This is a genomic window from Nocardia sp. NPDC004860 (assembly GCF_040609015.1).
In the GTDB taxonomy this organism is placed as follows: domain Bacteria; phylum Actinomycetota; class Actinomycetes; order Mycobacteriales; family Mycobacteriaceae; genus Nocardia.
This window is the reverse complement of sequence record NZ_JBEXJI010000032.1, coordinates 1-18968: the sequence shown is the minus strand read 5'-3', so window position 1 is coordinate 18968 and position 18968 is coordinate 1. Positions and strand designations below refer to the sequence as shown.

The following is an 18968-nucleotide window of genomic DNA, read 5'->3' as shown; positions in this document are numbered from 1 at the left end:
GCTGACCAGCAACACACCGGTTGGGGGTCACGGAGCCACACCTCCGTAACTGCCCCGTACTTACGACACGGTCGAACAGGAGGTGGAGCACCGTGCAGGGATTGATCCTGCAATTGACCCGTGCGGGGTTCCTGCTGTTGTTGTGGCTGTTCGTGTGGGCGGTGCTCCGGACCTTGCGCAGCGATATCTACGCGGCTTCCGGCCTCCGGGTCGCGCCTCGGGCCGCAGGCGGTTCCGCGGTGCTCCCATCATTTCGCCGGGGCCAGAAGGGCGCCAAATATCTCGTGGTGACTCAGGGTTCTCTCGCCGGCACCCGCATCTCGCTCGGCACTCAGCCGGTGCTGATCGGGCGGGCCGACGACTCCACACTGGTTCTCACCGACGACTACGCCTCCACCCGCCACGCGCGACTGTCTCCGCGCGGTGAGGACTGGTACGTCGAGGATCTCGGTTCCACCAACGGGACCTACCTCGACCGGTCGAAGGTCACCACTCCGGTCCGAGTTCCACTCGGCACCCCTGTCCGTGTCGGCAAGACAGTGATCGAGCTGCGATCGTGACACTTGTTCTCCGCTACGCAGCGCGCAGCGACCGTGGTCTCGTCAGAGCCAACAACGAGGATTCCGTCTACGCAGGTGCGCGACTGCTCGCGCTGGCGGACGGCATGGGCGGCCACGCCGCCGGTGAGGTCGCCTCGCAGCTGATGATCGCCGCCCTGGCGCACCTGGACGACGACGAGCCCGGCGACGATCTGCTCGGCAAGCTGAATCGTGCTGTGCACGAGGGCAATGCGGCCATCGCCGACCAGGTCGAGGAGGAGCCGGAACTCGACGGCATGGGCACCACGCTCACCGCCATCCTGTTCGCCGGGCGCAAACTCGGCCTCGCCCACATCGGCGACTCCCGCGCCTACATGCTCAGGGGCGGTGAGCTGGCCCAGATCACCCGCGACGACACCTTCGTGCAGTCGCTGGTGGACGAGGGACGGATCACCCCGGAGCAGGCCCACACTCATCCCCAGCGCTCACTGATCATGCGGGCGCTCACCGGCAACGAGATCGACCCCACCCTGGTGGTGCGGGAGGCGCGCGCCGGGGACCGCTATCTGCTCTGCTCGGACGGCCTCTCGGACGTGGTGAGCGACGAGACCATCGCCAACACGCTGCGCGAGGGCACCACCGACGAGTCGGCGGACCGGCTCATCGAATTGGCGTTGCGCAGTGGCGGTCCCGACAACGTGACCGTGGTGGTCGCCGACGTCATCGACCTGGACTACGGCCAGAGCCACCCGATCGTGGCGGGCGCGGCCTCCGGCGAGGACGAGGACACTCCCCCGCCGAACACCGCCGCCGGCCGCGCCGCCGCCATGCGCCCGCCGCGCGCCACGCCGCGCCGCGCGGTGCCGCAGCCCGAACCCGAACCACCCAAGAAGAGCCACAAGCTGCGCTGGCTGGCGCTGTCGCTGGCCCTGCTGGTGGCGGTGGGCGCGGGACTCACCGTGGGCTACAACATGATTCGCAGCAACTACTACGTCGGCGTGGACGGCGAGAAGGTGGTCGTGCTGCGCGGCCTGCCCGGTTCGGTGCTGGGCTACTCGATCCGCGATGTCGACCAGGTCGGCTGCGTCACGCGCGGCGGCGAATTGACGCTCACCGCGCCCGGCGACAAGTTTCCCTCCGGCTGTGCCCAGCTGACCCGCAACGATCTCCGCCCCAGCGGCCGCGATTCGGTCGACAAGGGCCTGCCGCCCGGTTCCCGCGACGACGCCGTCAAGCAGATCCGGAACCTGGTGCAGGGCGAACTGCTGCCCCCGTGCGAAAAGCAGCAGCAGGCGCCGGTCACTCCGTCGACCACGCCGGTTCCGCCGCCCGCCGACCCCAACCAGCCGGGCACACCCGTCACCACCACCCCGGCCGCTCCGGCGCCCGGCAACCTCACCGGCGGTGAGCGCACCGGCGAGAACCACCCGCTGGAACCCCGCAAGACCGACCAGCCGACCACTCCTGTCACCACCACCACGGCACCGCAGACTCCGGGGCAGAACTGCAGGACGGCGGACTGATGTCCGCACCGGCACCGCCGTCCACTGGGGCTTTTCCCAGTCCACCGGGCGGATTCGCTCCTGCGCCGCCGCCCGCCACCCGGCGCAATGTCGAGCTGCTGCTCCTGGGGCTGGCGGCCGTCATCACGACGGTGTCGCTGGTGCTGGTGGAGGCCAGTCAGGAGCAGGCGATCACCTGGGAGATCGCCAAACTCGGTGCCGCGTACATGGCATTGTTCGGCGTCGCGCATCTGGCGGTGCGGCGGTTCGCGGCCTTCGCGGATCCGGTCCTACTACCGATCGTGGCCCTGCTGAACGGGTTGGGCCTGGTGGTGATCCACCGCATCGACCTGGCGCAGGCACAGGACGCCGCATTCGCCTCCCTGCCCATCCCCTCCCCCGACGCCAACCAGCAGGTGCTGTGGACGGGGCTGGGGATGGTGGTTTTCACGGGGTTGTTGATCGCGCTGCGTGACTACCGCAGCCTGGCCCGCTACGCCTACACCCTCGGCCTGATCGGGGTCATCGCCCTCGCCCTGCCCGCGGTGCTGCCGGACCGGTACTCGCAGGTGAACGGTGCGAAGATCTGGATTCGCCTGCCGGGCTTCAGTGTTCAGCCCGGTGAGTTCGCCAAGATCGCCCTCATCGTGTTCTTCGCCGGTGTGCTGGTGTCCAAGCGTGACCTGTTCACCGGCGCGGGCAAGCACGTGTTCGGCATGGAGCTGCCGCGCATGCGCGACATGGGCCCGATCCTGCTGGTCTGGGTGCTGTCGGTGGGTGTGCTGGTGGTGGAGAAGGATCTGGGCACCTCGCTGCTCATCTTCGCCACCGTGCTGACCATGCTCTACATCGCGACCGAGCGGGTGGGCTGGGTGGCGGTCGGGCTGGTGCTGCTCACCATCGGGGTCGTGTTCGCCTACTTCGCCTTCGGGCATGTGCGGGTGCGGTTCTCGACCTGGCTGCATCCGTTCGCCGACTACTCCAATACCGGCTACCAGATCTCGCAGTCGCTGTTCGGCCTGGCCACCGGCGGCCTGGCCGGGACCGGGCTGGGCAGCGGGCGGCCCTCGCAGGTGCCGTTCGCCAAGACCGACTTCATCATCTCCGCCATCGGCGAGGAGCTCGGCCTGATCGGGCTGACCGCCATCCTGATGCTGTTCTGCGTGTTCACCGTTCGCGGGATCCGCACCGCGCTGGCCATTCGCGACAGCTTCGGCAAGCTGCTGGCCGCGGGCCTGTCCTTCACGATCGCCATCCAGGTGTTCGTGGTGGTCGGCGGGGTCACCAAGCTGATTCCGCTGACCGGTCTCACCACGCCGTACATGTCCTACGGCGGTTCGTCCCTGCTGGCCAACTATGTGCTGCTGGGCCTGCTGATCAAGGTGTCCGATGCCGCCCGCCGGCCGGCCCCCGCCCGGAAGCGGGCGGAGCCGATCGCGGACGCGTCGACTCAACTGTTGCGCAAGGTCGAGGGGGGTGGCGCGTGAACACGCCTCTGCGCCGGGTGGCGCTGGCGGTCATGGTGATGATCGTCGCGCTGCTCGCCAATGCGACCTATGTGCAGGTGTTCAAGGCCGACAGCCTGCGCAACGATCCGCGCAATGTGCGAGTTCTGCTGGACGAGTACGCGCGTCAGCGCGGCCAGATCTCCGCGGCGGGCACGGTGCTGGCCTCGTCGGTCGCCACCGACGACCGCTACAAGTACCTGCGCACCTACCCGACCGATCCGCTGGCCTACGCGCCCGCCACCGGCTACTACTCGATGCAGTACGGCAGCAACCAACTCGAGCACGCCGAGGACTCGGTGCTCAACGGCTCCGACAACAGCCTGTTCGGGCGCCGGCTCATCGACATGATCTCCGGCCGGGATCCGCGCGGCGGCAATGTGGTGACCACGCTCAACCCGGTCATGCAGAAGGTGGCCTACGACCAGCTCACCGCCAAGAACCTGACCGGTTCGGTGGTGGCCGTCGAGCCCAGCACCGGCCGCATCCTGACCATGGTCTCCACGCCGTCCTACGACCCGAACCTGCTGGCCGGGCACGACGGCGCCGCCACCCAGAAGACCTGGGAGCAGCTGCAGCAGGATCCGCGCCAGCCGATGCTGAATCGCGCTGTCTCGCAGACCTATCCGCCGGGCTCCACCTTCAAGGTGATCGTGACCGCGGCCGCGCTGTCCAACGGCATCGCCAAGCCCGAGGATCAGTTCACCGCGGCGCCGCGGATCACGCTGCCCGACACCACCACCACGCTGGAGAACTACAACGGCAGCCACTGCGGTCCCGGCGACGCCCAAACCGCTTCTCTCACCGACGCTTTCAAGTACTCCTGTAACACCGCCTTCGCCGAGCTCGGTATGAAGGTCGGAGCCGCGAAACTCAAGGACGAGGCCAGCGCGTTCGGAATCGGAACCCAGCACCCCAATATTCCGATCCCCTGGGCGGACAGCACGGTCGGAACGATTCCCGACAATGCGGCCATGGCCCAGTCCAGCATCGGCCAGCGCGACGTCGCGCTCACCCCGCTGGACAATGCGGTCATCGCGGCCACCATCGCCAATGGCGGCGTGCGGATGAAGCCGTATCTGGTGGACCAGCTGCAGGCGCCCGATCTGAGCACGCTGGAGACCACCAAGCCGACCTCGGTGGGCCAGGCGGTGACACCGCAGGTGGCCACCCAGATCACCAATCTGATGCTGGAGTCGGAGAAGAACACGCAGGGAGGGACGCAGCCGCGCTCGTATCAGATCGCGTCGAAGACCGGCACGGCCGAGCACGGCAACGATCCGCGCAACACGCCGCCGCACGCCTGGTATATCGCCTTCGCGCCGGCGCAGAACCCGAAGATCGCGATCGCGGTGATCGTCGAGAACGGCGGCGACCGGGCACTGGCGGCCACCGGCGGCTCCGTGGCCGCACCGATCGCGCGAGCGGTGCTGGATGCCGGACTGGGGGGCTGAACGACATGAAAGTGCAAGGTAGACAGGGTCACGAATGCTGAACAACGGTGCGATGATCGCGGACCGGTACCGGCTGCAGCGGCTGATCGCGACCGGCGGCATGGGTCAGGTCTGGGAAGCGCTGGACACCCGGCTGGACCGCCGGGTCGCCGTGAAGGTGCTCAAGGCGGAGTTCTCCGCCGATCCGACCTTCCGGCAGCGCTTCCGTACCGAGGCGCGGACCACCGCGCAGCTGAACCACCCGGGCATCGCGAGCATCTACGACTACGGCGAGACGCAGGACGGGTCGGGCGGTGAGATCGCCTACCTGGTCATGGAGTACGTGCAGGGTGAACCGCTCAACGCGGTGCTGTCGCGGTTGAACCGGCTCTCGGTGGCGCAGGGTCTGGACATGCTCGAGCAGACCGGGCGCGCGCTCCAGGTCGCGCACCTGGCGGGCGTGGTGCACCGGGATGTGAAGCCGGGCAATATCCTCGTGACCCCGACCGGTCAGGTGAAGATCACCGACTTCGGCATCGCCAAGGCGGTGGACGCCTCCCCGGTCACCAAGACCGGCATGGTGATGGGCACCGCTCAGTACATCGCGCCGGAGCAGGCCACCGGCGAGGACGCCACCGCCGCCTCCGACGTGTACTCCCTGGGCGTGGTCGGTTACGAGGCGCTCTCGGGCGCCCGGCCGTTCACCGGCGACGGCGCGCTGACCGTGGCCATGAAGCATGTGCGGGAGGCCCCCCCGCCGCTGCCCGCCGATCTGCCGCCGAATGTGCGGGAGCTCATCGAGATCACCATGGCCAAGGATCCGGGCCAGCGCTACACCAATGGCGGCGAGTTCGCCGACGCGGTGGCCGCGGTGCGCTCGGGTCGCCGGCCCACGCCGCCCGGCGGCATACCTGCCGTGCCGCCGATGACCGGCGCCACCCGGGTGCTGCCGCCCGGACCGACCATGATCATTCCGGGCGCCCGGGCCGACCAGGCCACCACCCGGTACGCGCCGCCGCCGCAGCCCATGCGCGGCATCGCCGAGCCGCCCGCCTCCGCGACCACCGTGATGCCCGGACCGCGCACCCCGGCGGGCCCGATGACCTTCACCGGCGCCGAAGACCTCGGAACCGGGCGATTCACCGCCGGCCAGAAGGCCATCGCCGGGCTCGGCGTGGGCGCGCTCATTCTGGGCGCGGCCGCCGCCATCGTGCTGATGAGCAGCTCCTCGCACGACTCCACGCCGCCCGCCCGCACCAGCGCGGTGGTGGCACCCCCGGTGATCACGCCGACCACCACCACGCCACCGCCGACCACGACCACCCGGGAACGGCCGGTGCCGCCGCCCGCGGTGACCACCTACGAGCCGCCGCCGACCACCACACCCGAGCCGACGACCACGCCACCGCCCACCACGACCGCGCCGCCGACCACCACGGTGCCGAAGACCACCACCTCGGCACGGCCGACCACCACCGGCCGCTGGCCCTGGCCGAACAACGACATACCATCATTGCCAGCGAATCCGGGCGGAGTGAGTCCCGGCGGCGGGAATCCCGGCGGGGTGACTCCCGGCGTAGTAAGTCCCGGCAGTAACCGCGGTCCTGTCTACGAGTCCGACCCCTATTCATCCACAGTCCCGCAGCAAGGATTGCCATGACGACCCCGAAGAACCTCTCCTCCCGCTACGAGCTGGGCGAGATCATCGGGTTCGGTGGCATGTCCGAGGTCCACAAGGCCCGGGATCTGCGGCTGGGCCGGGATGTGGCCATCAAGGTGCTGCGCGCCGACCTCGCTCGCGACCCCACGTTCTACCTGCGCTTCAAGCGGGAGGCGCAGAACGCGGCCGCGCTCAACCATCCGGCCATCGTGGCGGTGTACGACACCGGCGAGGCCGAGGTGGACGGCGGCCCGCTGCCCTACATCGTCATGGAGTACGTCGACGGCGACACGCTGCGCGACCTGGTGCGCGGCAAGGGCCCGCTGCCGCCCCGGCGCGCCATGGAGGTCATCGCGGATGTGTGTGCGGCGCTGGACTTCTCGCACCGCAACGGCATCGTGCACCGGGACATGAAGCCCGCCAACATCATGATCAACCGTGCCGGCGCGGTGAAGGTGATGGACTTCGGCATCGCCCGGGCCCTCGCCGACAGCTCCAACCCCATGACCCAGACGGCCGCCGTCATCGGCACCGCCCAGTACCTCTCGCCCGAGCAGGCCCGCGGCGAACAGGTGGACGCCCGCTCGGACGTGTACTCGGTGGGCTGTGTGCTCTACGAGATCCTCACCGGCGAACCGCCTTTCACCGGCGACTCGCCGGTCGCGGTGGCCTACCAGCACGTCCGGGAGGATCCGCGGCTGCCGTCGCAGGTGCATCCGGGCGTGCCGCGCGAACTCGACTCGGTCGTGCTCAAGGCCATGAGCAAGAACCCGGCCAACCGGTACCAGACCGCCGCCGAGATGCGCGCCGACCTGATCCGGGTGCTGGGCGGGCAGAAACCCACCGCGCCCATGGTGATGACCGACGAGGACCGCAGCTTCGACGACGAACTGCCGCCGCCGCGCAGCTACCGCACCGTCGAACGCCGCGACGACACCACCGAGCAGGAGATCGTCGAGGCGAGCCCGCGCCGGCGCACGGCGCTGATCGCGGTGCTCGCGGTGGCGGCGATCGCCGCGGTCGGCGGTCTGCTGTGGATGCTGATCGGACCCGGCTCGCATCCGGACCAGGTCGCGGTGCCGGATGTGGCCAATCAGAACTACCAACTGGCGCAACGGGATCTGGAGCGAGCCGGTTTCACGGTCGCCATCCAGCAGAAGAACGATCCCAAGGTGGCACAGGGCAATGTGATCGCCACCCAGCCGCTGGGCGGTTCGCGGGTCGACAAGGGCAGCACCGTCACCCTGCAGGTGTCGGCCGGCCCGCAGCAGGTGCCGGTGCCGAAACTGGCCGGGCTCACCCAGCAGCAGGCCGAACAGCAGCTGAATTCCCAGGGGCTGCGGCTGAATCCGGATGTGAAGCGGGAAGCGTCCAGCACCGAGGACAAGGACAAGATCGTCGGGCAGACCCCCGACGCGGGGCAGAAGATCGATTCCGACGGGCAGGTCACCATCACGCTGGGCTCCGGCCCGGACAAGGTGCGGGTGCCCGACGTGGTCGGCCAGTCCATCGACGTCGCGCAGTCGACGCTGTCGGACACCGCCGGTTTCAAGGTGACCGTGCAGGAGGTGCCGAACAACCAGCCCAAGGGCACGGTGATCGCCACCAATCCGCCCGCGGGCACCCAGGCCGACAAGGGTTCCAGCATCACCGTGCAGGTCTCCAGCGGCGACCAGCTGACCATGCCCGACCTGCGTGGCATGACCCCGGCCCAGGCCGTGGACATGCTGCGGCAGAAGGGCTGGAACGGGCAGGTCAGCCAGAACAACATGAGCACCCTGAACGCGGGTGAGGTGGGGCGCATCCTGGCCCAGCAGCCGACCGCGGGCTCGCCGCTGGGCAAGAGCCAGACGGTGACCATCACGACCGGCGTGCTCTCGCTCGGCCCGCCGTGATGCCGATTCCACTGTGAGAACAGGGGGTTCGCGGACTGTCCGCGAGCCCCCTGTGTTTCATGTGAAACCTTCGGCGCGCGAAACCTACAGTCGCAGATGACGGTTCATCGACATGGCCTCTTCGGCCAGATCCGGCAGCTCGATCACCTCGACGCCGTGCTCGCGCAGCTTCTCCACCCCGACGCAGTGGTCCACGAAGGTGCCGGGCTCCCGCCAGGCGATGACCACGCGCCGGATGCCGGCCCGGAGAATGCGGTCCGTGCAGGGCAGCCGATCCTGACTCGCCCGCTGCGAGCACGGTTCCAGCGTGCTGTACAGCGTGGACGACGGCAGCCGCGGATCGTCCGGCTCCAGCTTGTTCAGCGCCGACTCCTCGGCGTGCACCTTGTCGTCGGTCTCCCGCGACCAGCCGTGCGCGATCTCCACCCCGTCCACACCCACGATCACCGCGCCCACCGCGAAGGCGGTGTCGCTGTGCGGGCACAACCGCGCCAGGCCGATGGCGTGCCGCATCCACCCGCGATCCAGCCGTGCCTCATCCGACATCGGAATCCTCCTTCGGCAGATAGCGCAGCAGCGCGATATCGCCGATCCGGCCCACATCGGCCAGCTGCATGCGGTGATTGGGGCCGCCCGGGAAGGCGGCGGGCCCGAGAAAGCGCGGGGCGGCCGGATCCCCGACCACGACCGGCGCCACGGCCATCCAGATCTCGTCGGCCAGACCGGCGGACAGGAAGCCGGTGTGAATGGCACCGCCGCCCTCGACCATGAGCCGCTCCAGGCCGCGTTTGCCCAGGTCATCGAGCAGGGCATCGAATTCGATCAACGCGCCGAGGGAGACGACCTCGGCCAGCCCGGCCAAACGGTCACCGATGCGGGTGGCGCCGGAATCGGTGGTGTAGACCAGTCTTTCGCCGCCGCAGTGCCAGAACCGCAGTTCCGGGTCGAGATCGCCACCGGCGGTGACGATCACGCGTACCGGATACTCCGGCTTGCCCGCGGCGACCCGATGCAGGCGCCGATCCGCACTGTTGACCAGCAGCCGGGGATTGTCGCGCCGCAGGGTTTCCGCGCCGATCAGGATGGCGTCCGAGTCCGCGCGCAGCGCGTCCACCCGATCGAAATCGGCTGCATTGGACAGTAGCAGCCGGTCGGGGCCGGTGTCGTCGATGTAGCCGTCGATGCTGACGGCCACCGACAGCATGACGTGCGGCCTCATGACGCGAGTGCCGCGACCTCCGCCTCCAGGGTCTGCACCAGTCCCTCCGCCGGCCGCTCGCCGCACACGCCCAGCCAGTTGGCGAGCATGCGGTGCCCGCCCTGGGTGAGCACGGATTCGGGATGGAACTGCACACCGTGGATGGGCAGATCGCGATGCCGCAGAGCCATGACGATGCCGGATTCGGTGCGGCCCAGCACCTCCAGCTCCGGCGGCATGGTCTCCTCGAGGACGGTCAGCGAGTGGTAGCGGGTGGCGATGAACGGATCCGGCAGACCGGCCAGCACGCCCGCGCCGATGTGGAAGACCTCGCTGGTCTTGCCGTGCAGCAGTTCGGGGGCACGGGTCACGGTGGCGCCGAACGCTTCTCCGATGGCCTGATGACCCAGGCAGACGCCGAGCAGCGGCGTGGCGTGCCGGGCGGCGGCGTGCACCAGGGCGATGCTGGCGCCGGCGCGATCGGGGGTGCCGGGCCCGGGGCTGATCAGCACCCCGTCGTAGTCCTGCACAACCTTGTCCACATCCGCGAGCCGATCATCGTCGTTGCGCCAGACCTCGGCATCCACACCCAGCTGTCCGAGATACTGAACCAGGTTGAACACGAAGCTGTCGTAGTTGTCGACGACCAGTACACGCATGATTCGAGAGTAGTGGGCGCGGTGCGCGCCGTCGCACGCAATACCGCCGAACCGTGTCGCCACAATCGACCGGGCACTCCCCAACGACACTTTCCACAGGGTTGCCGGGATAATGTCTATGCAGACAGAACGCCGAATACGAGGACGTCATGCCTAAGTCAAAGGTCCGGAAGAAGACCGACTACACGATCAACCCGGCCAGCCGCACGCCCGTACGCGTGAAATCGGCAGGTCCGTCGCCGGTCTGGTATGTCGCCATCATGCTGGGCTTCATGCTGGCCGGGCTGGCCTGGCTGCTCGTCTACTACCTGGCGAACGAGCACATCGGCTGGATGAGCGACCTGGGCGCGTGGAACTTCCTGATCGGGTTCGGCCTGATGGTCGTCGGCCTGATCATGACCATGCGCTGGCGCTGAGTCCAGCACATGTGTGGCTTACACCATTGTTATTCATACACACCTGTGGATGAGCCTGTGGACAACTCGAGGAGGGAGTGGGGACAGTGACAGCCCCCGATCCCTCCTCCCATCTCGCCTGGTCCACACCCCCGGCCGCGCTCGCGGCCTGCGGCGTCGGCGGCATCGCGCTGGTCGTGGCCGCCTTCGTGACGAACGATGCGCCCGGCCGCCTGCTCATCGGAGCGGCCGCGGTGGGACTGCTCTTCCTCACCGGCATGGGGTTGCGGCAGCGGCCGCGCCTGGCGATCGAGCCCGGTGACCCTGTGCATATCGTGGTGCGCGGCCTGACCGGGCAGCAGCGCTACACGCCCCAGCAGATCCTGCGCGTCCGCGTGGTGTACTACCGGCGACTCGGCCGGCGGATGCCCATGCTCGAGATGGATGTGGATCACCACGGCGAGGAGAAGCTGCTGATCCTGGGCCGCTGGGATCTGGGCGCGCACCCCGAGGACGTCCTCGAGGTGCTGCGTATTCACCTGGCGCGCTAGAGGCTCGGCGCGGCCAGCACCGTCGCGAGTACCGCGAGCAGAGACACCACCGCCACCGCCGCCCAGCCGATGTTCAGCGCCGTGCGGGTCTCCCGAATCCCCAGCCAGCGCGGCACATAGAGGATGCCGGTGGTGGCGACCGTGCCCGCCAGCAGTCCGCCCAGGTGCGCCCAGATCGAGATGCCGGGCACCGAGAAGGTGATGATCAGGTTGATCGCCAGCAGCACCGCGATCTGGGTGAGGTTCTGCCGGGTGCGCAGCATGATCACGGCGACCGCGCCGAAGATGCCGAAGATCGCGCCCGACGCGCCCGCCGAGGCGGTGAGCGGATCCGACAGCGCGGTCACCGCCGCCGAACCGCCGAGCAGCGAGGCCAGGTAGACGGCCACGAATCGCCCACGGCCCAGCGCCACTTCGCAGTACGGGCCGAGCACGTAGAGCGCGAACATATTGGCCAGCAGGTGAATCGGCCCGTAATGCAAGAAGCCCGAACCCAGCACCCGAGCCCAGCCGCCGTCGCCGACGAAAGCGGGCACCAGCACCCAGTCGTAGAACAACCGCGACCGCTGGTTGTCCATCAGGCTGTGTGCCTGCAGCGCGGTGACCGCGTAGACGACCACATTGATCGCGATCAGCGAGTAGGTGACGTACGGGTTGGGTATCCGCGACACCGCGGTCCCGGCGGCGTTGCGGACCGGCCGGACGTCGTTGCGGCCCTGCTGGACACACTCCACGCAGTGCTGTCCGACCGCGGCCGGGGTGAGGCATTCGGGACAGGCCGAGCGCCCGCACCGGGTGCAGGCCAGACCGGTGGGCCGGTCGGGGTGGCGGTAGCAGGTCGGCGCGGGCGGCTGGGGTTGCATGTGAATTCTCTTCGGCTCTGGCCTGATTCGGCCGTGTCAGGAGATGGTGATGCTGTTGATCACGACGTCGCCGTCCCTGGGACGGTCGTCGTCATCGGTCGGCAGGCCGGCGATGGCGTCGACCACCTTGCGGGATGCGGGGTCGAGGACCTCACCGAAGATGGTGTGCTTGCGGTTCAGGCCCGGCTGCGGGCCCAGGGTGATGAAGAACTGGGAGCCGTTGGTGCCCGGCCCGGCATTGGCCATGGCCAGCAGATAGCCGCGGGTGAAGCGCAGTTCCGGGTGGAATTCGTCCTTGAACTCGTAGCCGGGACCCCCGCGGCCGGTGCCGGTGGGGTCGCCGCCCTGAATCACGAATCCGTCGATCACGCGGTGGAAGATGGCGCCGTCGTAGAACGGTCCGGAGTCGGTGCCGGAGGCGTTCTTCGTGGTGTACCGCGCGGAACCGTCGGCCAGGCCGAGGAAGTTGCGGACCGTGGCGGGGGCGTGGTTACCGAAGAGCGAGATCTTGATGTCACCGTGGCTGGTGTGCAGCGTCGCCACAGCGGTCTGATTCGGTGAGGTCACGCCCGCCAGCCTAGGCGCAGGCCCGGAACCCATTCCGAATCGGCACACTGTGCACTCGGAAAATGACCTAGTCATGTGATTCCCTGCCCGAATCCGGGCACAAAAGTGGCGGAAAGGGCCGCGGCATGGCAAGTTCTGTCGGGTGAATGACGGGGTTCCGGTCGATCTGGTGCGCCATGTAGCGGCCTCCACCGGCCTGCCGCCCGCCGTCGCGGCCCGCGTGGTCGCCGACGTCGTCGGATACTTCGACGAGACCGCCGAGCAGTTCGTGCGCCGCAGACATGCCGAACTGCAGGGTCGTCAGGTCCGCAATGCCGAGATCTGGCAGCGCCTGGCGGCGGAGCTCGCGCAGCGCCCGGTGGCCGCCCCCGACTTCACCGAACGACAACTGCGTCGCATCGTCTACGGGTGAGGAGTCCGTCGCGCAATGTGTGGAATCGTCGGTTACATCGGGCACCGTGAGGCCGTCCCGGTCCTGCTGGAGGGCCTGCACCGGCTCGAGTACCGGGGCTACGACTCCGCGGGACTGGCCGTGCCGCACCGCGGCCGGCTGCGGGTCACCAAGACCCAGGGCCGGGTCCAGGACCTGCGTGACCGGGCCGACGCCGAGGGCGCCCGGCTGCGCGGCAATGTGGGCATCGCGCACACCCGCTGGGCCACCCACGGCGAGCCCTCCGACGCGAACGCGCACCCGCACACCGACGGCTCCGGCCGAATCGCGGTCGTGCACAACGGCATCGTGGAGAACGCCGAGGAACTGCGCGCCGCGCTGACCGCCGACGGGGTGGAATTCGTCTCCGACACCGATACCGAGGCCATCGCGCACCTGGTGGCCGCCGCCCTGGACGGGGCCGAAACGCTCGAGGACGCGGTCCGCACCGCGCTGCACCGGGTCGAGGGCACCTACGGCCTGCTGGTGCTCGACGCCCGCCGGCCCGACGAGCTGGTGGTGGCCCGCAACGGCTCCCCCATCGTGCTCGGAGTCGGCGACGGCGAGATGTTCGTGGCCTCCGATGTGGCCGCGCTGGTGCACCACACGCAGCGCGTGGTGTTCCTCGACGACGGCGAGCTGGCCACCGTGCGCGCGGGCGAATTCCGCACCAGCACACTCGGTCTCGAGGCGCGCCGCACCGACAAGATCCCCACCACCATCGACATGGCGGCCGAGGACTACGCGCTGGGCGGGTACCCGGACTTCATGCGCAAGGAAATGGCCGAACAGCCCGACGCGGTGCGCCGGGCGCTCCGCGGCCGCCTGGACGAACGATTCGCCACCGCCCACCTGGGTGGCCTCAATATGGACGCGCGCGAGCTGCGCGGCATCAGCAAGGTGGTGTTCCTGGGCTGCGGCTCGGCCTACTACGCGGGCCAGCTGGGCGCGCAGCTGGTCGAGGAGCTGGCCCGGATTCCGGCCACCGCCGAGCCCGCCTCGGAGTTCCGCTACCGCAATCCGGTGGTGGACCCGGACGCCCTGTACGTGGCCATCAGCCAGTCCGGCGAGACCCTGGATACCCTTGCGGCCGTTCAGGAATTGCAGCGCAAGGGCGGCCGGGTGATCGGCGCGGTGAACGTGGTGGGCAGCGCCATCGCCCGGGAGTGCGGTGCGGGCGTGTTCCTGCACGCGGGCCCGGAGGTGTCGGTGGCCTCCACCAAGGCGCTCACCAATATGACGGTGTCGTTCGCCATGCTGGCGCTGCTGCTGGGCCGGGTGCGGGATCTGTCCGCGGCCGGCGGTGAGCGCATCGTCAGCGGACTGCGCGCGCTGCCCGACGCGATCGACGCGGTGCTGGCCGCCGACGAGGAGATCGCCGATATCGCGTCCCGATTCGCCAAGGCGCGCAGCATGTTCTTCATCGGCCGGGTGCGCGCCTGGCCGGTGGCGCGCGAGGGCGCGCAGAAGCTCAAGGAGATCTCCTACATTCACGCCGAGGCGTACCAGGGCTCCGAGCTCAAGCACGGCCCGCTGGCGCTGATCGACCCGGAGATGCCGAGCATCGTGCTGGTCCCCGGCGACGAGCTGCTGGCCAAGAACATCACCACCATCGAGCAGATCAAGGCGCGCGGCGGGCCGGTCATCGCGGTCACCAATACCGATCTGCCGGATGGCCTGGCGGACGCGGTGATCCGGGTCCCGGCGGTGTGCCCGGAGCTGGACGCGATCATCCTGACCATCCCGCTGCAGCTGCTGGCCTATCACACGGCCATGGCGCTGGGCCGGGACGTGGACAAGCCTCGCAATCTGGCCAAGAGCGTTACCGTCGAGTAACCGCGTTCGCTCCCCCGTTCGTGCACGAATTCCATTGCTGTGCCAGCATGGTCGGATGGAGCTGGGGAGCGTTCGTAACAAGGTCATTGTGGCCGCCCTCGTCGCGATTGCGGGCGGCGTCATCGCGTTCTTCGTGAGCAAGCGCCCGCAGCCGCAGGCGCCGGCCGCGGAGCCGCCGCGCCTGGGCTACTCGCGCAACGGCTCGGCGCCGACTCCGGACCTGACGCCGACCCACTGACAGGCCGGCGGCATCGGCCGACAGGTCAGCGGCTCACCGACCGTTTGTACTGATTCAGCGCCAGCGGCACGAAGATCGCGAGAATCACCACGACCCACATCAGGGTGGTCGCGACCGGGTGCCGCATGGGCCAGACATCCGCGCTCAGCCCCATCGGGCTGGTGTTGCCGAACAGGTCGCGGGTCGCCTGCGTCACCGCCGACACCGGATTCCACTCCGCCACCACACGAAGCACCGTGGGCAGGTTGGCGGTGGGCACGAAGGTGTTGGCGATGAAGGTGAGCGGGAAGATCACCATGAAGTTGGCATTGTTGTACACCTCCGGCGCCCGCACGATCAGGCCGATGGTGGCCAGGATCCACGACATCGCGTAGGCGAACAGCAGCAGCAGGACATACGCGAGCACGGCGTCGAGGAGGGAGCCGCGGATCCGCCATCCCACCACCAGGCCGGTCAGCGACATGACGATCAGGCTGAGCACATTCATCACCATGTCCGCCACGGTGCGGCCGATCAGCACCGCGGACGGCGCCATGGGCAGCGAGCGGAAGCGGTCGATGATGCCCTTCTGCATATCCTCGGCCAGGCTCAGACCGGTATAGGTGGCCCCGAACACCACGGTCTGGGCGAAGATGCCGGCGATGAGGAATTCCCGGTAGGACGTGCCCTGCACGGTGATCGCCGAGCCGAAGATGTAGGCGAACAACAGCACGAACATGATCGGCGCCAAGGTCGAGAACACCAGCACGTCCGGCACGCGCCGGATCTTGATGACATTGCGCTTGGTGATGGTCAGGCTGTCGCTGACGACCATGGCGAATCGCTGTGCGAGCGAGGGCTTCTCGGCGACGGCGAGGATGGCGCTCATCGGGCACCACCCCCCAGGTTCTCGTCGGCGGAACGATTTCCGTTGACCAGCTCCTCGGCCTCGTGCCCGGTCAGCGAGAGGAACACGTCATCGAGTGAGGGGCGGCGTAGACCCACATCATGAATGCGCACTTCATGTTTCGTGAGTTGCCCGATGGCGTCCACCAGGGCCTGCGAGCCGTCCTCGACCGGCACGATGATGCGTCGCAGGCCGGGTTCGAGGCGAATCTCCCCGTGCGCCAAGCCTTCCAGCGCCTGCTGTGCGATGGCCAGATTGTCGGCATGGTCGACGACGAGCTCGATGCGGTCGCCGCCCACCATGGCCTTGAGTTCGTCGGAGGTGCCCTTGGCGATGACCCGGCCGTGGTCGATGACGGCGATGGAATCGGCCAGCCGGTCGGCCTCCTCCAGGTGCTGGGTGGTCAGCAGCAACGTGGTGCCGCCCGCCACCAGCTCCTCGATGACATCCCAGAGATCCAGGCGCGCACGGGGATCCAGCCCCGTGGTGGGTTCGTCCAGGAACAGCACCGGCGGATTCGCCACCAGCGCGCCGGCCAGGTCGAGCCGGCGCCGCATGCCGCCGGAGTAGCCCTTCACCGGCCGGTCGGCCGCGTCGGCGAGCCGGAAGCGGTCCAGCAGCTCGCGGGCGCGCTCCTTACTGCGCTGCACGCCCATGTGGTACAGCCGCCCGACCATCTCCAGATTCTCGAAGCCGGTGAGGTATTCGTCGACGGCCGCGTATTGCCCGGAGGTGCCGATACGGGAGCGCAGCAGCTGTGGATCCTTCAGCACGTCCACCCCGGCGACGGTGGCCTGGCCCGCGTCCGGGATCAGCAGGGTGGTGAGCACGCGCACGGTGGTGGTCTTGCCAGCGCCGTTGGGACCGAGCAAGGCGGTCACGGTGCCTTCGGGAACGGACAGGTCCAGGCCGTCGAGGGCGACCAGATGGCCGTACCTCTTGACCAGACCCTCGGCGACTATCGCGTCGGGCATGATTCTCCTGGTGTCTCGTGGTGGGACTGCCGCAACGACTCTCAACTGCCATTACACCAAAGAGGCCGCATCCCGTTGGGGGTCCGGCGGTGCTCGGGGTTGCCGGTACGGGATGCGACCGATTCGATGATCCGCCGACACACCGGCCACGATCGCGAGTAGTGCACTACTCGAATCGATTTCGGCGAAGGGCGCAATTCGGTCACGCCGTCATGGTCTCACCCGGGTACGACACTTTTTCCGCGAAAAAAACTTCGAACGCGGGCCCCCGATAGCCACACAATCCGAATTCGTCGCGTAGGATCGTTCCCGTCGGCCCCTCCCCCCCGGGCCGACCTTACGCGGGCCTCGGCTAACTCCCCCCCTTCGCCGAGGCCCGCCCCCATTCCCGCAGTCGGTTCGCCCGGCGGCGGAATCACCGCCCGGCAGTGGAACCGCTCAGACCAACGGCCGAATCTCATTGCGGCGCAGCACATGCCCGTACAACCGGTTGATGCCCTTCACCCGCACGGTGGCCAGATGCCGCAGCATGAATTCCGGGTCGGTCTCGATCGCCGCCGCCGCGCCGTCGTCGACCAGCACCGTGCCCGGCCGGGCCACACCGGTGAGCCGGGCGGCGGTATTCACCACGGAGCCGTAGAGGTCGCCGAAGCGTTGCAGGACCTCGCCGTAGGCCAGCCCCACCCGCAGTTCCTGGGTGACGCCGTGCGAGGCGATGGCGGCCTCCTGCACGGCCAGCGCGATACGCGCGCCCTGGGCGGCGGTGTTCGCCGCGAACATGACTTCGTCACCGACGTTCTTGATCACCCAGCCCCCATTGGCCACGATCGCAGTGCTGGTGGCCGTCTCGAAGGCCTCCAGCAGCGCCGACAGCTCATCGGCCTCCAGGTGACGGGTCAGGCGGGTGTAACCGACCATGTCGGCGAATCCGACGGCCAATTCGCGCAGCGTGTCCCCGGCCACCGCTCCCCCGTCCAGCGACCGCGCCAGCGCGGCGTCCAGGTGCCGGCGGAAGGCATAGCGCTGCAATGTCTCGAACTCGGTGACCACCTCGTCGGTGGCGATGCGCGCGGCCTCCGTCGGATCGATGTCCGGCCGCTCGCGGGTGATGGTGGCGAGGCGATCCAGGATCTCCTCGGTCACCAGATCGACCTGCCACTCGGCCAGCCGGGCCATGGACCGGCCCAGCGTGCGCGCCGCGGTGGTCTGCCGGTGCACGTCCGCGGAGGCCAGCACGTGCAGTTTGGCGAAGGTCCGGGCGGCCTCGACATCGGAGTCGCCGTACTCCACGGCCTCGTCGTCCGGGTCGGCCGGGAATCCGAGCGCCACCCACAGCCGCCGGGTGACGCTGTTGGGCAGCCCGGTCAGGTCCGACACCTGGTGCCGGTTGTACTTGCGCGGCCCGCTGAGCAGATAGGGCTCCACCACGGACTGCACCAGTTCGGACATCTCAGTGGGCGCCATACTTCGACCTTACGGCGTGAATCGAGCGGAAAACCCCGGCTTGTTTCGTGTCACAGCCCCGAACTTCCCGGGCGGTTTCACCGCCCCGCCACCGCGTGAAACCGCGGCTGCTCGGACCGAACGGCGCGGGCGGGACGACCCCTGTGCGGATCCTGTCCGACGGTGACCGGCGTGCGATACGCGGGCAGCCCCCGCCAGATCGCCTGCGCGGGTGTGTCTTTCGGCGGCCGACGTGGCGAAAGCAGCCAAGGGTGTGGCGGTTTTGTTATAAGGGTTTAGTAAAAAGGACAACCAGCCGGGGTTTTATGGGGGGGTGTGGGAGGGGGAGAGGTGCGCGGGATTTTGGGGTCGGCGCGTTGTGTTTAAGAAGAAA

The 18968-nt window shown here is 68.7% G+C and carries 19 protein-coding genes; 11 read left to right on the top strand and 8 right to left on the bottom strand.

Features of this window, described 5'->3' with window-relative positions; translation table 11 throughout:
* Window positions 1-92 precede the first annotated feature (92 nt).
* Genes ABZV44_RS37555 through pknB form a run of 6 tightly spaced genes read left to right on the top strand, consistent with a single transcriptional unit; the run spans window position 93 to window position 8534 of the window.
* Window positions 93-560: an FHA domain-containing protein gene (locus tag ABZV44_RS37555; RefSeq protein ID WP_040862589.1), complete on the top strand. Its 468-nt coding sequence runs from the start codon at window positions 93-95 to the stop codon at window positions 558-560.
* Complete coding sequence (locus ABZV44_RS37550; RefSeq protein ID WP_354847418.1) at window positions 557-2062, top strand: PP2C family serine/threonine-protein phosphatase; 1506 nt, start codon at window positions 557-559, stop codon at window positions 2060-2062. Before ABZV44_RS37555 ends, ABZV44_RS37550 begins: the two co-directional genes overlap by 4 nt.
* The gene (locus ABZV44_RS37545) at window positions 2062-3528 is read left to right on the top strand and encodes an FtsW/RodA/SpoVE family cell cycle protein (RefSeq protein ID WP_354847415.1); all 1467 of its coding nucleotides are present in this window, start codon (window positions 2062-2064) and stop codon (window positions 3526-3528) included. The genes ABZV44_RS37550 and ABZV44_RS37545 overlap by 1 nt, the downstream gene beginning before the upstream one ends.
* Window positions 3525-5000, top strand: coding sequence for a penicillin-binding protein 2 (locus ABZV44_RS37540; protein ID WP_354847412.1), 1476 nt, complete (start codon window positions 3525-3527; stop codon window positions 4998-5000). The genes ABZV44_RS37545 and ABZV44_RS37540 overlap by 4 nt, the downstream gene beginning before the upstream one ends.
* Window positions 5001-5034: 34 nt before the next feature.
* Entirely contained in the window at window positions 5035-6639 is a 1605-nt protein-coding gene (locus ABZV44_RS37535) for a protein kinase (RefSeq protein WP_354847409.1), read from the top strand.
* Window positions 6636-8534: a Stk1 family PASTA domain-containing Ser/Thr kinase gene (gene pknB / locus ABZV44_RS37530; protein ID WP_354847406.1), complete on the top strand. Its 1899-nt coding sequence runs from the start codon at window positions 6636-6638 to the stop codon at window positions 8532-8534. The genes ABZV44_RS37535 and pknB overlap by 4 nt, the downstream gene beginning before the upstream one ends.
* Before the next feature lie 84 nt (window positions 8535-8618).
* Here pknB and ABZV44_RS37525 read toward each other — a convergent pair whose 3' ends face one another.
* Genes ABZV44_RS37525 through ABZV44_RS37515 form a run of 3 tightly spaced genes read right to left on the bottom strand, consistent with a single transcriptional unit; the run spans window position 8619 to window position 10391 of the window.
* Window positions 8619-9080, bottom strand: coding sequence for a dCMP deaminase (locus ABZV44_RS37525; RefSeq protein ID WP_354847403.1), 462 nt, complete (start codon window positions 9078-9080; stop codon window positions 8619-8621).
* A complete protein-coding gene (locus ABZV44_RS37520) occupies window positions 9070-9753 on the bottom strand; it encodes a dihydrofolate reductase family protein (RefSeq protein ID WP_354847400.1) in 684 nt (227 codons plus the stop codon). Before ABZV44_RS37520 ends, ABZV44_RS37525 begins: the two co-directional genes overlap by 11 nt.
* Window positions 9750-10391, bottom strand: a complete 642-nt coding sequence (locus ABZV44_RS37515; RefSeq protein ID WP_354847397.1) for an aminodeoxychorismate/anthranilate synthase component II — start codon at window positions 10389-10391, stop codon at window positions 9750-9752. Before ABZV44_RS37515 ends, ABZV44_RS37520 begins: the two co-directional genes overlap by 4 nt.
* Before the next feature lie 149 nt (window positions 10392-10540).
* On the opposite strand from ABZV44_RS37515, the gene crgA reads away from it, so the two are divergent.
* Both crgA and ABZV44_RS37505 read left to right on the top strand, forming a co-directional pair.
* Window positions 10541-10807, top strand: a complete 267-nt coding sequence (gene crgA / locus ABZV44_RS37510; RefSeq protein ID WP_040862582.1) for a cell division protein CrgA — start codon at window positions 10541-10543, stop codon at window positions 10805-10807.
* 86 nt (window positions 10808-10893) lie between these two features.
* On the top strand, window positions 10894-11337 hold the full coding sequence (locus tag ABZV44_RS37505; protein WP_354847394.1) for a PH domain-containing protein: 444 nt from the start codon (window positions 10894-10896) through the stop codon (window positions 11335-11337).
* On the opposite strand, the gene ABZV44_RS37500 is transcribed toward ABZV44_RS37505, so the two are convergent.
* Together ABZV44_RS37500 and ABZV44_RS37495 are read right to left on the bottom strand one after the other, a co-directional pair.
* Complete coding sequence (locus tag ABZV44_RS37500) at window positions 11334-12200, bottom strand: rhomboid family intramembrane serine protease (protein ID WP_354847391.1); 867 nt, start codon at window positions 12198-12200, stop codon at window positions 11334-11336. The two genes, ABZV44_RS37505 and ABZV44_RS37500, sit on opposite strands and share 4 nt — an antisense overlap.
* A 36-nt stretch (window positions 12201-12236) precedes the next feature.
* Window positions 12237-12776, bottom strand: a complete 540-nt coding sequence (locus tag ABZV44_RS37495) for a peptidylprolyl isomerase (RefSeq protein ID WP_354847618.1) — start codon at window positions 12774-12776, stop codon at window positions 12237-12239.
* Window positions 12777-12909: 133 nt separating this feature from the next.
* On the opposite strand from ABZV44_RS37495, the gene ABZV44_RS37490 reads away from it, so the two are divergent.
* The 3 genes from ABZV44_RS37490 to ABZV44_RS37480 are packed head-to-tail and all read left to right on the top strand — an operon-like array spanning window position 12910 to window position 15271.
* A complete protein-coding gene (locus tag ABZV44_RS37490) occupies window positions 12910-13179 on the top strand; it encodes a hypothetical protein (RefSeq protein ID WP_354847388.1) in 270 nt (89 codons plus the stop codon).
* A 15-nt stretch (window positions 13180-13194) separates the two neighbouring features.
* On the top strand, window positions 13195-15033 hold the full coding sequence (gene glmS / locus ABZV44_RS37485) for a glutamine--fructose-6-phosphate transaminase (isomerizing) (RefSeq protein WP_354847385.1): 1839 nt from the start codon (window positions 13195-13197) through the stop codon (window positions 15031-15033).
* Between the two features lie 55 nt (window positions 15034-15088).
* Entirely contained in the window at window positions 15089-15271 is a 183-nt protein-coding gene (locus ABZV44_RS37480) for a hypothetical protein (RefSeq protein ID WP_354847382.1), read from the top strand.
* A 25-nt stretch (window positions 15272-15296) separates the two neighbouring features.
* Here ABZV44_RS37480 and ABZV44_RS37475 read toward each other — a convergent pair whose 3' ends face one another.
* The 3 genes from ABZV44_RS37475 to ABZV44_RS37465 form a co-directional block, all read right to left on the bottom strand.
* Entirely contained in the window at window positions 15297-16085 is a 789-nt protein-coding gene (locus tag ABZV44_RS37475; protein WP_354847615.1) for an ABC transporter permease, read from the bottom strand.
* 50 nt (window positions 16086-16135) lie between these two features.
* On the bottom strand, window positions 16136-17131 hold the full coding sequence (locus ABZV44_RS37470; RefSeq protein ID WP_354847379.1) for an ATP-binding cassette domain-containing protein: 996 nt from the start codon (window positions 17129-17131) through the stop codon (window positions 16136-16138).
* Window positions 17132-17569: 438 nt separating this feature from the next.
* Complete coding sequence (locus ABZV44_RS37465; protein WP_354847376.1) at window positions 17570-18595, bottom strand: adenylate/guanylate cyclase domain-containing protein; 1026 nt, start codon at window positions 18593-18595, stop codon at window positions 17570-17572.
* Window positions 18596-18968: the final 373 nt, after the last annotated feature.